Origin of the sequence: Vibrio sp. YT-18, from assembly GCF_033337345.1 — a bacterium.
Classification (GTDB): domain Bacteria; phylum Pseudomonadota; class Gammaproteobacteria; order Enterobacterales; family Vibrionaceae; genus Vibrio; species Vibrio alginolyticus.
In genome coordinates this window covers 353,187-365,681 of record NZ_JAWOQO010000002.1, presented here as the reverse complement: position 1 = coordinate 365,681, position 12,495 = coordinate 353,187, and the positions used below count along the sequence as shown (strand labels likewise).

11 protein-coding genes and 1 other annotated feature are annotated in these 12,495 nt (G+C 45.3%); of the genes, 9 read left to right on the top strand and 2 right to left on the bottom strand.

Features of this window, described 5'->3' with window-relative positions; all coding sequences use genetic code 11:
* Positions 1-46: 46 nt before the first annotated feature.
* Complete coding sequence (gene rnm, locus R7M72_RS04010; RefSeq protein WP_005386777.1) at positions 47-904, bottom strand: RNase RNM; 858 nt, start codon at positions 902-904, stop codon at positions 47-49.
* A gap of 95 nt (positions 905-999) precedes the next feature.
* Here rnm and R7M72_RS04005 point away from each other — a divergent pair, with 95 nt between their 5' ends.
* From R7M72_RS04005 to R7M72_RS03970, 8 genes are all read left to right on the top strand, one after another.
* Positions 1,000-1,125, top strand: a complete 126-nt coding sequence (locus R7M72_RS04005; protein WP_005376787.1) for a trp operon leader peptide — start codon at positions 1,000-1,002, stop codon at positions 1,123-1,125.
* Positions 1,072-1,175 (top strand) — a sequence feature (Trp leader region). (Overlaps the previous gene by 54 nt.)
* A gap of 126 nt (positions 1,176-1,301) precedes the next feature.
* Positions 1,302-2,867 carry an anthranilate synthase component 1 gene (locus tag R7M72_RS04000; RefSeq protein ID WP_025767265.1) on the top strand — a complete coding sequence of 522 codons (1,566 nt, stop codon included), beginning with the start codon at positions 1,302-1,304 and terminating at the stop codon, positions 2,865-2,867.
* A gap of 16 nt (positions 2,868-2,883) precedes the next feature.
* A complete protein-coding gene (locus R7M72_RS03995; protein WP_005376785.1) occupies positions 2,884-3,492 on the top strand; it encodes an aminodeoxychorismate/anthranilate synthase component II in 609 nt (202 codons plus the stop codon).
* A 37-nt stretch (positions 3,493-3,529) separates the two neighbouring features.
* Positions 3,530-4,540, top strand: coding sequence for an anthranilate phosphoribosyltransferase (gene trpD / locus R7M72_RS03990; protein WP_206953364.1), 1,011 nt, complete (start codon positions 3,530-3,532; stop codon positions 4,538-4,540).
* A gap of 13 nt (positions 4,541-4,553) precedes the next feature.
* Positions 4,554-5,993, top strand: a complete 1,440-nt coding sequence (gene trpCF, locus R7M72_RS03985) for a bifunctional indole-3-glycerol-phosphate synthase TrpC/phosphoribosylanthranilate isomerase TrpF (protein ID WP_315956424.1) — start codon at positions 4,554-4,556, stop codon at positions 5,991-5,993.
* Positions 5,994-6,057: 64 nt separating this feature from the next.
* Complete coding sequence (trpB, locus tag R7M72_RS03980; protein WP_005445041.1) at positions 6,058-7,248, top strand: tryptophan synthase subunit beta; 1,191 nt, start codon at positions 6,058-6,060, stop codon at positions 7,246-7,248.
* Positions 7,248-8,054, top strand: coding sequence for a tryptophan synthase subunit alpha (gene trpA, locus R7M72_RS03975; protein ID WP_318056043.1), 807 nt, complete (start codon positions 7,248-7,250; stop codon positions 8,052-8,054). Before trpB ends, trpA begins: the two co-directional genes overlap by 1 nt.
* Positions 8,055-8,250: 196 nt before the next feature.
* Positions 8,251-8,946, top strand: coding sequence for a Crp/Fnr family transcriptional regulator (locus R7M72_RS03970; protein ID WP_315956426.1), 696 nt, complete (start codon positions 8,251-8,253; stop codon positions 8,944-8,946).
* Between the two features lie 126 nt (positions 8,947-9,072).
* On the opposite strand, the gene R7M72_RS03965 is transcribed toward R7M72_RS03970, so the two are convergent.
* Entirely contained in the window at positions 9,073-10,614 is a 1,542-nt protein-coding gene (locus tag R7M72_RS03965; protein ID WP_170893473.1) for a long-chain-fatty-acid--CoA ligase, read from the bottom strand.
* A gap of 544 nt (positions 10,615-11,158) precedes the next feature.
* On the opposite strand from R7M72_RS03965, the gene R7M72_RS03960 reads away from it, so the two are divergent.
* Positions 11,159-12,418, top strand: coding sequence for a dicarboxylate/amino acid:cation symporter (locus R7M72_RS03960; protein ID WP_005376774.1), 1,260 nt, complete (start codon positions 11,159-11,161; stop codon positions 12,416-12,418).
* Positions 12,419-12,495: the final 77 nt, after the last annotated feature.

Here is a 12,495-nt window from a genome sequence, read left to right as displayed (position 1 = left end):
TATCGAGCCTCTCGGCTCTATATTTTTATGGGTTCTCGACTTCGTATTACTGAGTATTATTCAACGAAGGATCTATTCCCCAATCTTTCCAAACTGGTTCGACGCCAGCAGGCAACCATAGGTTCCTTCCTAGCTCCATCCACGGTGATGGGTAGTGAAAATCACTGCCTTGAGAGGCTAATAGTTTGTATTGTATAGCATAATCAGCCAAGTTGCGCCTTTCTTGTTGCGCTTGCTGTGGCTGTGCAACTTCCATCGCATCACCACCCGCTTCGACAAACGCTGCTAGAAGACGCTTAATCCACTTCGCTGTCAACTTATATCTACCAGGATGCGCTAATACCGCCATTCCACCAGCCGCATGGATAGCATCAACCGCATCCTTCATCGAACACCAATTCGGTGGTACATAACCTGGGTTATTACGCGTTAGGTATTTTTTAAACACCATTTGCATGGTTTTTGCGTAACCATTATCTACCAACCATTTCGCGAAATGCGCTCTTGTCACTGGAGCATCACCGGCGATTTGCCTTACCTCTTCAAGCACACCTACTCGAGTTGCTTTTTGTAGTCGCTCTGCAATTAACTCAGATCGTGTTATGCGATGCTGCTTCTGCTGTTCTATGAGGGCAGATAATTGTTCATTTTCCGGATCAATATTCAGGCCGACAATATGAATGTCTTTGTTTTGCCAGACGGTCGATATCTCAATGCCATTGATGATTTTTATCGGCAAATTATTATCTTGAACGTATTGCTTAGCTAACGCCAAACCGTCAACCGTATCGTGATCAGTGATCGCCAAAACCTCGATATCAAAACTCAGCGCCCTTTCCACTAAATCTTTAGGTTCTAACCGACCGTCCGATGCAGTGGTGTGACTATGTAAATCAATTCTCATATTTTTATCGTTTTAATGCCGTTTTGGGGTTGACTTTTTACTCTCGCACTAGTTAACTAGTACACAAATACAAAGTACGTAATTTAAGGTTCACCATGTTACAAGAATTTAACCAAAACCAAAAAGCGAAAGTTGCGGTTTGTCTTAATAAGGCAAACTCATCAGATCTTGCTTGGTGGCGCACTTGGACTAGTTCTTGGTGGGCAAACGTATACTTCTAGTTTATAGAACCAAACGTTGTAAAGCCCGCTACTTAAGCGGGCTTTTTTGTTTTGTTGCTCATTTCACATTCAACTGCCTAAACATTAATCGAATATAGCCAACTCTAGATTGGGAGAACGTTTGCTTTATGCGACTATGTACGGCAGGAAGATTTAAACAGCTACAAGGAGGTCTTGTGAACAAGGCCATTGAAATTAAGAAACTTGGACAGCTTGAAGTGCTAACGGCTTCCGTCCCTTATACTCAAGACCCGACTCGCTTGTTCCACACACTATGTGAGAACAAAACTGACAGCCTATTGCTGGAATCTGCTGAGATCGATTCAAAGCAAAATTTAAAATCCCTGCTGATCGTAGATTCAGCGGTTCGCATTGTTTGCTTCGGCCATACCGTTAGCATGCACGCCTTGACCAATAACGGTAAAAACCTACTGTCTCACCTAAACCAGAACATCCGCGGTGACGTTGAGAGCAAGTTCGATGGCGAAACGCTAACTTTGGAGTTTAACCAGCCATGCGACACGTTAGATGAAGACTCTCGACTACGTGAAGCTTCTTCTTTCGATGCGCTGCGTTTAGTTCAGCATAGTTTTGATATTTCACAGCAAGACAAACACGCGATTTTCCTTGGTGGTCTGTTTGCCTACGACTTAGTCGCAAACTTCGAGCCGCTTGGTAATGCCGAAGCAACAAATCAGTGTCCAGATTACGTTTTCTACGTCGCGGAAACACTACTTGTTGTCGACCATCAAACGGAATCTTGCCAGCTTCAAGCGACGTTGTTTGTTGATGGTTCAGAGAAAACAGCGTTAGAGACTCGTATTGCAGAAATTAGCGCCCAGTGTGCAGCGCCAAAACTGTTGCCGAGTGCAGAGCAAATAACAGATGTAACGGTAGAACCTAGCGTGTCTGATGCAGACTTCTGCCAAACCGTTCGCGACTTAAAAGAGTTCGTAGTGAAAGGCGATGTATTCCAAGTTGTACCGTCTCGTAGATTCACTCTACCTTGTCCTTCTCCACTGGCGGCTTATAAAGAACTGAAACAAAGTAACCCAAGCCCTTACATGTTCTACATGCAAGATGAGCTGTTCACTCTGTTTGGCGCATCACCAGAAAGCGCGCTTAAGTATGAAACCGATACCAACCAAATTGAAATCTACCCAATCGCAGGCACTCGTCGCCGCGGTAAGCGCCCTAACGGCGAGATTGATTTCGACCTAGATAGCCGCATCGAACTTGAACTGCGCACAGACATGAAAGAAAACGCAGAACACATGATGTTGGTTGACTTGGCACGTAACGACGTCGCTCGTATTGCTCAAGCTGGTACTCGCCACGTAGCAGACCTTCTAAAAGTCGACCGCTACAGCCACGTAATGCACTTGGTGTCTCGTGTGGTTGGTCAACTGCGTGAAGACCTAGACGCCCTGCACGCATACCAAGCATGTATGAACATGGGTACGCTCACCGGCGCACCTAAGATTCGTGCCATGCAGTTGATTCGCGATGTAGAAGGCGCACGACGCGGTAGCTACGGCGGCGCTGTTGGCTACCTCACTGGTGAAGGCACACTCGACACCTGTATCGTGATCCGCTCAGCGTACGTTGAGAACGGCATTGCTCAAGTTCAAGCTGGTGCTGGCGTGGTGTTCGACTCTGATCCACAAGCGGAAGCAGACGAAACGCGCGGCAAAGCACAAGCGGTAATCTCTGCTATCCAAGCAGCGCATAAGTCACAATAAGGAATAGGGTTCAGAGATGGCTAATATCATTTTTATCGATAACTTTGACTCGTTCACCTACAACCTTGTGGATCAGTTCCGCTCGCTAGGTTACTCAGTCAAGATTTACCGAAACAACATCCCAGCAGAAACCATCGAACAAGCGGTAAACGAGCTTGAAAACCCAGTGGTTCTGCTATCACCAGGTCCTGGCGCACCGTCAGAGGCAGGCTCAATGCCAGAGCTTATCCAACGTATGAAAGGCAAAGTGCCAATGATTGGTATTTGTCTTGGTCACCAAGCGATTGTTGAAGCATACGGCGGCACCGTTGCTGGCGCGGGCGAAATCATTCACGGTAAGGTCTCTATGATGGAGCACCAAAACCATGCGATTTACCAAAACCTGCCATCACCACTTGCAATTGCACGTTACCACTCGCTGGTTGCGACCAAGGTTCCTGAGAGCCTAACCATCACAGCAGAAGTGGATAACTTGGTAATGTCTGTTGTACATGAAGAAGATAAAGTTTGCGGGTTCCAGTTCCACCCGGAATCTATTATGACGACCTACGGAGCAACACTGTTGGCCAATGCCATCGAATGGGCACTTGAAGAACAAACTTCAGCGAACCCACTCACTGCTTAAAAAGCACTTGGCACATAAGAAATTTAGGAGAGGAAATATGGAAGCAATCATCAACCCTATTATTACCAAACTGTACGAGCAAGAATCGCTTACTCAGGAAGAGAGCCAACAGCTATTCGACATCATTATCCGTGGGGAACTAGACCCAATTTTGATGGCGTCAGCACTAACTGCACTAAAAATCAAAGGCGAAACGCCGGATGAAATAGCAGGTGCGGCAAAAGCACTGCTGGCAAATGCAAACCCATTCCCTCGCCCAGATTACGATTTCGCAGATATCGTAGGTACTGGCGGCGACGGTCACAACACCATCAACATTTCAACCACTGCGGCGTTTGTTGCTGCAGCATGTGGTCTAAAAGTAGCGAAACACGGTAACCGCAGCGTTTCAAGCAAATCTGGTTCTTCTGACCTTCTTGATTCATTTGGTATCAACCTAGCTATGAGCGCAGAAGATACGCGCAAAGCGGTCGACGATATCGGTGTTGCTTTCCTATTTGCACCTCAGTACCACGGTGGTGTACGCCATGCGATGCCAGTGCGTCAAACCATGAAAACACGCACCATCTTTAACATTCTTGGCCCACTGATTAACCCTGCTCGTCCTAACATCGAATTGATGGGCGTTTACAGTAAAGAACTGGTTCGTCCTATCGCAGAAACCATGCTACAAATGGGTATGAAGCGCGCCGCTGTAGTACACGGCAGTGGCTTGGACGAAGTAGCAATTCACGGTGAAACAACCGTTGCCGAAATCAAAGACGGTGAGATCACAGAATACAAATTAACGCCTGCAGACTTCGGTCTAGACGCGCACCCACTAGAAGCAATCAAAGGTGGCGATCCTGAAGAAAACAAAGCGATCATTACCAACATTCTGACGGGTAAAGGTACAGACGCACAATTGGGCGCAGTGGCAGTGAACGTTGCTCTGCTAATGCGTCTATTCGGCCACGAAGATTTAAAAGCCAACACGCAACAAGCGATTGAGGCAATGAATTCAGGCAAGGCGTACCATTTGGTACAACAACTTGCCGCACACGCTTAAGGAATTGAAGAAGATGACTGACTTCAACACTCAGCAAGCTGACAACCTGTCTGAACACGTTTCTAAGAAAGAAGCAGAAATGGCAGAAGTACTGGCGAAAATTGTCCGCGACAAATATCAGTGGGTAGCAGACCGTAAGGTGTCTCAACCGCTAAGCACATTTCAGTCTGATTTGCTGCCATCGGACCGCAGCTTCTACGATGCTCTGAGTGGCGAAAAGACGGCATTCATCACCGAATGTAAGAAGGCATCTCCTTCTAAAGGTTTGATTCGTGATCACTTCGACTTGGATTACATTGCATCGGTTTACAACAACCACGCAGATGCAATTTCAGTCCTAACAGACGAAAAGTACTTCCAAGGTAACTTTGACTTTCTTCCTCAAGTGCGTGGTCAAGTCAGACAACCCGTTCTGTGCAAAGACTTCATGGTAGACACCTACCAAGTTTACCTAGCACGTCATTACAGTGCTGATGCCGTGCTACTGATGCTTTCTGTCCTGAATGACGAAGAGTACAAAGCGCTAGAGGAGGCAGCACACAGCCTGAACATGGGTATCTTGACCGAAGTCAGCAACGAAGAAGAGCTTCATCGTGCCGTTAAGCTAGGTGCACGCGTTATCGGCATCAATAACCGTAACCTTCGCGACCTAAGTACTGATTTGAATCGTACGAAAGAACTGGCACCGACAATTCGCGAACTGGCTCCTAACGCAACAGTAATCTCAGAATCTGGCATTTATACACATCAACAAGTTCGTGATTTAGCGGAATACGCAGACGGCTTCTTGATTGGTAGTTCACTGATGGCGGAAGACAACTTAGAACTTGCTGTACGTAAAGTGACCTTAGGCGAAAACAAAGTGTGTGGCTTAACGCATCAAGATGACGCAGCAAAAGCATATCAAGCCGGCGCGGTATTTGGTGGTCTGATTTTTGTCGAGAAGTCGAAGCGTGCGGTTGACCTTGAAGGTGCTCGCTTAACCATGAGCGGTGCTCCACTTAACTACGTAGGCGTTTTCCAAAATCACGATATCGATTTTGTTGCTTCTGTCGTGACCTCTTTGGGTTTAAAAGCAGTGCAGCTGCACGGTCAAGAAGACCAAGCTTACGTAAACCAACTCAAAGCCGAACTGCCAGCAGCGGTAGAAATTTGGAAAGCTTACGGCGTGACTGATGCCAAGCCAGAACTACTAGCAGACAACATTGATCGCCATCTGTTAGATGCGCAAGTTGGCACTCAAACTGGCGGAACCGGTCAAGTGTTCAACTGGTCACTGATCGGCGACCCAAGTCAAATTATGCTAGCGGGCGGACTGTCGCCAGAAAATGCTCAACAAGCAGCGACACTAGGTTGCTTGGGATTAGATTTAAACTCTGGTGTAGAAAGCGCACCAGGCAAAAAAGATTCACAGAAGTTGCTCGCGGCATTCACCGCTATTCGCAACTACTAAAGCTGGATATCAGCTAAAAAATTTAAAGCTATTCGTAGCGAAAAATACGAGAAGGAATATAACGATGGCAAAACTGAATGCCTACTTTGGCGAATACGGCGGTCAGTACGTTCCGCAAATTCTAGTTCCAGCACTGGAGCAACTAGAGCAAGCGTTTATAGACGCGCAAGAAGATCCAGAATTCCGCAGTGAGTTCATGACGCTTCTTCAAGAGTATGCGGGCCGTCCAACGGCTTTGACTCTAACTCGTAACCTAACCAAAGGTACGAAAACCAAACTGTACCTAAAACGTGAAGACCTACTTCACGGTGGCGCGCACAAGACCAACCAAGTGTTAGGTCAAGCTCTGCTTGCGAAACGCATGGGTAAAAACGAAATCATCGCTGAAACTGGCGCAGGCCAACACGGTGTTGCAACCGCACTAGCGTGTGCACTACTTGGCCTTAAGTGTCGCGTTTACATGGGTGCAAAAGACGTTGAGCGTCAAAGCCCGAACGTATTCCGTATGAAGCTAATGGGTGCAGAAGTCATTCCTGTTCACTCTGGTTCAGCAACACTTAAAGACGCATGTAACGAAGCGCTGCGTGACTGGTCTGCAACTTATGAAGATGCACACTACCTATTAGGTACAGCGGCAGGTCCTCACCCATTCCCAACAATCGTGCGTGACTTCCAACGCATGATTGGTGAAGAAACGAAGAATCAGATTTTGGCACGTGAAGGTCGTCTTCCTGATGCGGTTATCGCATGTGTGGGCGGTGGTTCAAACGCGATTGGCATGTTTGCTGACTTCATCGAAGAAGAAAGCGTTCGCCTAATTGGTGTTGAGCCAGCAGGTAAAGGTATCGATACTGACCAGCACGGTGCACCACTTAAACATGGTAAAACGGGTATCTTCTTTGGTATGAAAGCGCCATTGATGCAAGATCCAAACGGTCAAGTAGAAGAGTCTTACTCGGTATCTGCTGGCCTTGATTTCCCTTCAGTTGGCCCACAACACGCACACCTAAACGCAATTGGCCGTGCTGAATATGACAACGTGACGGATGATGAAGCACTAGAAGCATTCCAAGAAATTGCGCGTCACGAAGGTATCATCCCTGCTCTAGAATCTTCTCACGCACTGGCTCATGCACTGCGTATGGCTCGTGAGAATCCAGAAAAAGAGCAATTATTGGTCGTTAACCTATCAGGTCGTGGTGACAAAGACATCTTCACCGTACACGCCATCTTAGAAGAAAAAGGAGCAATCTAATGAGCCGTTATGAAAAGATGTTTGAGCGCCTAAACGAAAAGAACCAAGGCGCATTTGTACCGTTCGTAACGGTTTGCGATCCAAACGCAGAGCAGTCTTACAAAATCATGGAAACACTGGTTGAGTCTGGTGCTGATGCCCTTGAACTTGGTATTCCATTCTCAGATCCGCTAGCGGATGGCCCAACCATCCAAGGCGCTAACATTCGCGCGTTAGACTCAGGCGCAACACCAGATATCTGCTTTGAGCAAATTGGTAAGATCCGAGCTAAGTACCCAGAGCTACCTATTGGCCTTCTGATGTACGCGAACCTTGTTTACTCTCGTGGTATCGAAAACTTCTATGAGCGTTGTGCAAAAGCAGGCATCGATTCTGTTTTGATTGCAGACGTACCAACTAATGAAAGTACTGAGTTCGTTGCGGCTGCAGAGAAGTTTGGTATTCACCCAATCTTCATCGCACCACCAACGGCAAGTGATGAAACACTGAAGCAAGTATCAGAGTTAGGTGGCGGCTACACTTACCTACTCTCTCGTGCAGGTGTTACTGGCGCAGAAACCAAAGCAAACATGCCTGTAGGTCATATGCTCGATAGACTGAACCAATTTGATGCGCCACCAGCGCTACTTGGTTTTGGCATCTCAGAGCCTGCACAGGTGAAACAAGCACTAGAATCTGGCGCCGCTGGTGCAATTTCTGGTTCAGCCGTGGTCAAAATCATTGAAGCGAACGTTGATCAGCCACAAATTATGCTCGACAAGCTAGGTGAATTCGTTTCTGCAATGAAAGCTGCCACTCAAAAATAATTTCAGTTTGATATGACATAACAACGCCCGCTTAACATTATGTTTAGTGGGCGTTTTCTTACTATCGCGTTTATACCACGTCATTTTTTGTTCAACGCCCGCACTTTCCAAATCTATCTCAAGCAGAGCACTCAAAGAGTGTTAAGCTTGGGTAACTTAACTAACTCAATAAAGCAATGTGCAGTAAGGTTGCTACATGGAAGAAGTCAAAACACTGCTAGCCAAATGTCCTATACTATCAGGGCTGCCAGATAAAGGGCTTAGTGAAGCAGCGCAAATGACTAAGGTTCGCTGCTTCGACGAAAAAGCACTGATTTGCAATAAAGGTGCGCTTCAATCTTCTCTTATGGTCATAGCTCAAGGTGCAGTGAGAGTGAACTCAATTAGTTCAAAAGGCAAAGAAGTCACACTGATGATTTTCGAAGCTGGTGGCTGGTTTGGAGACAATGTTTTTTCTCCCGGCATGCCTCGTATTTTTGGTGCGACCGCGCATTCGGACGTGACTGTAATGGAGCTTCCTGGAGATAAATTTCGCCAATTACTCGCCAAATACCCTCAAAGTTACCCCACTATACTCGACTTACTTAGCCGCCGCTTGTGGTCTGCTATTTCTGTTATCGAAGATGACGCGATTAGAGGAATTGAAGAACGAGTCGCCAAAAGGTTGCTGCTACTTGCTGAATACCAACTTAATCAAGCGATCGATACTCGACCATGCGTTGTCAGGGTAACAAGAGAACATATCGCTAACATGATGGGGCTAACTCGTCAGAGCGTACACAAGATACTAAAACGATTAGAAAGTATTGGGATGCTAGAGCTAAACTATGGCTCAGTAACCATTACCAATCCGAAGCGCTTAGAAGAATACTTTAAAAAACTCGAGCAATAGATCCATTCAACAAACGCTAAGTATTGTCTAACGATAGCTAAAAACCTTATGCATCTAATTGGTCAAGAGCACAACACCATTTGCGCTTAGGCAAGTGGCGCTGTGACACAAAGACCATTGAATTGACTAAGCTATATTCAATTCAGATTTCAACTCACGTTTCAAAATCTTTCCTGTCGCACTCATCGGGAGGTGTTCACGAATTTCGACATAACGAGGATATTTAAACGAGGCTAATTGCTCTTTACCCCACTTTTGTAATGAATCGGCGTCAATGTATTCTTTTGGTTTAAGTACAACGTAAGCTTTTATCTCTTCGCCATACTCTTCATTTGGAATCCCTATCACCGCGACCATTGAAACTGCAGGATGAGTCATGAAAACTTCTTCAATTTCTCTGGGATAAACATTAAATCCACCTCGAATGATCAGATCTTTCATTCTATCGACAATAAATAAATTACCTGAACTGTCAAAGCGGCCCACATCACCAGTATGGAACCAACCATTTTGTAGCGCAGATTCAGTAACTTCTGGACGGTCAAGATATCCCTTCATAACATTATGACCACGCACAACAATCTCACCTTCTTCGCCTATCGGTAGTGCATTGCCTTCAATGTCGATAACTCTTACTTCGACGCCTTGAACCGGTTGACCTACCGAGCCTGGTATACGCTCCTGATCCAAATGATTAAAACATGCAATAGGACTTGTCTCCGATAACCCGTATCCTTCTAAGATCGGCACATTAAATGTTTCTTCAAAGGTTCGAAAGATTTCGGTTGGCAATGGCGCACCACCGCTTACTGCAACACGCAATGACGAGGTATCAAATTGATGCTGCACGTGAAGCAGACCGATGTACATCGTTGGCACACCAGCAAATATCGTCACCCTATGTTTTTCCACCAGCTCAAGAACATGTTTAGGCTCAAACCTAGGCACTAACACCAATGTTGCCCCGCCCAAAACACTAGCATTTAAGTGGACGGTTTGACCAAATGTATGAAATAAAGGCAAAGTTACTAAGTGAATATCATCGGCCTGGCTGCCCATAATGTTTTGTGCCACCAGAGCGTTCATTATGATGTTCTGCTGAGTCAGCTCAGCGCCTTTTGGTAAGCCTGTCGTCCCTGATGTATACAAAATCACACAAGTATCATCCGCATTACGCGGTATATAATCCGGCAACGGTTGGACATCGGCTATAAACGCATTGAGAGTTATTACACCATTCCAATAGCTTTGATCTTGAGATTGAGTCAGTACGACTATGCCTTCGCATGTATCGACTTGTTCAAAGGCTTTGACGCCCTCTTTTGCCATTGGCAGTTCTTTCGTCCCTTCAAAGCAGAAATAAAACTTCGCTTTTGAATCTTCTAAGTGATACTTAATTTCTCGCGCTTTCAAAAGCACATTTAATGGGACTGCAACCGCGCCAGCTTTTTGTATTGCATAATAAACAAACGCGAAAAAAGGAATGTTTGGGCATGAAATCGCAACGCGGTCACCTGGCTTTACGCCTTTATTGATTAAAGACGCTGCGATCTTGCCGGCGATCGCATTAAACTGCGCATAATTTATCTTTTCAGCGCCACATATCAACGCCGTTTTATCTGGTTTACTCGCAGCATTTCTTTGTAACGCAGCAGCAAGATTCATCATAGTCTCTTCACCTCTTACCTTGTCTTTCTCGTCTAATCAGCTCAGGAGCATTAACTAAGCAAGTTATCCTTAACACTGAATCGTCAGCATTTGATTCTCACCAGTCATTACCATTTAACATTATGTTTACAACGCAATCAGGACTAAGAATGTAAAGCAATTAACATTTCAGAAGGCAAATTAATAAAAGTGTGAGCTTGAAAGAGATGAATTGTTATAAATATCACCCCAAGTCACTAAAAACTCTGACTGCAATAGCAAATACAAAAGCGGTTAAAATTAACAAAAAGAAAACAAATAAAGAAAAATAAACTTGAACAATCCCAAGCGTAACCCTTATAAGAAAAATCAATAGCAAACGTTTGCTATTGAACAAAACTTTATCGTTCGTCAATAAAATATCGATTAATCCATCAATAATACCTTGCTGCATATTGCCAATTGTAAACGATAAGTGTAAAAAGCAAGGCGAGATAATTATCCGTAAATCCATTTATGGTTAGTGGGTAATTTTAGGATTTTACATTTTATTAGCACAGAGGTTATGGAAGTGTTAAAAGAAAAGAGTTTGCTAAACAACATTGGCGTACAAGTCGTAATCGCCATGATCGTGGGCACAGCCGTTGGTGCCATGATGGGTCATGATGCGACAGTGTTCGCTCCTTTAGGTGCTATCTTTATCAACTTAATCAAAATGTTGGTTATTCCTTTGGTCGCTGTAGCCTTGATTTCTGGCGCCGCTGGTCTTGGGAACAGCCAGTCAGCAGGTAAAGTTGGTATCGTCACTCTAGGTTATTTTGGTTTAACATCCGCCCTAGCCGTTGCGCTTGCACTATTTATGGGTGAAGTATTCCAACCAGGCATGGGTATCGACGTCTCTGGCGTTGAAGGCATGTTCTCAGCAGAATACGCTTCAAAAGGTGAACTACCTACTTTCTGGGCAACCATCACTGGTATGATCCCAACCAACGTTTTCCAATCACTAAATGAAGCAAACATCCTACAGATCCTCGTTTTCTGTATGTTCTTTGGTATTGCGATTTCTAAGCAAGCAAAAGAGCGTCGTGAACCAATCATCAATGGTGTTAACTGCATCGTTGACGCAATGGTTTGGATGATCAACAAAGTAATGATCATTGCACCTATCGGTGTATTTGGTCTGATGGCAGAAGCCGTCGGTACGTTTGGTTTTGGTGCGCTAATGGTGGTGTTTAAACTGTTCGTTGTTTACGTTGCCGCCATCCTAATCTTCGGTTTCGTTGTTTACCCAGCAATGGTGCATGTTTTCACGAAGACATCTGCGAAGAAATTCCTGTCTTCAATGAAGAAACCGCAAGCAGTTGCGCTTTCAACAGCGTCTTCTATGGCAACACTGCCTGTCACAATGGACACCTGTGAAAAAGAGCTTGGCGTAAAAAATTCAACTGCATCATTTGTTCTGCCTCTAGGCGCAACGATCAACATGTCAGGTAATGCGATTTACTATGGCTTGGTTGCTATCTTCTTTGCTCAACTGTTCAATATCGATCTAGGCATGGGCGCTTACATTGCAATTATCGTAACGTCTACATTGGGTGCTGTTGGTCAAGCGGGTGTTCCTGGCCCTTCTTTCCTAGTGGTTGCCGTGCTTCTTGCCGCTGGCATTCCAATTGAAGGTCTACCGCTGCTATTCGCTCTTGACCGTATTTTCGATATGATTCGTACAGCACTGAACATCACAGGTGATGCTGCATGTGCAGTTATCGTTGATGCGCTAATTGAAGAAGAAACGGCAGAAGCTGAGCTAAAAAAGCAAGAAGCCTAACCCTTTCTTGAATAGACCAAAAACCGCTCATAATGAGCGGTTTTTTTGTCTTTTCTTGCATTACGTAACTATACAAA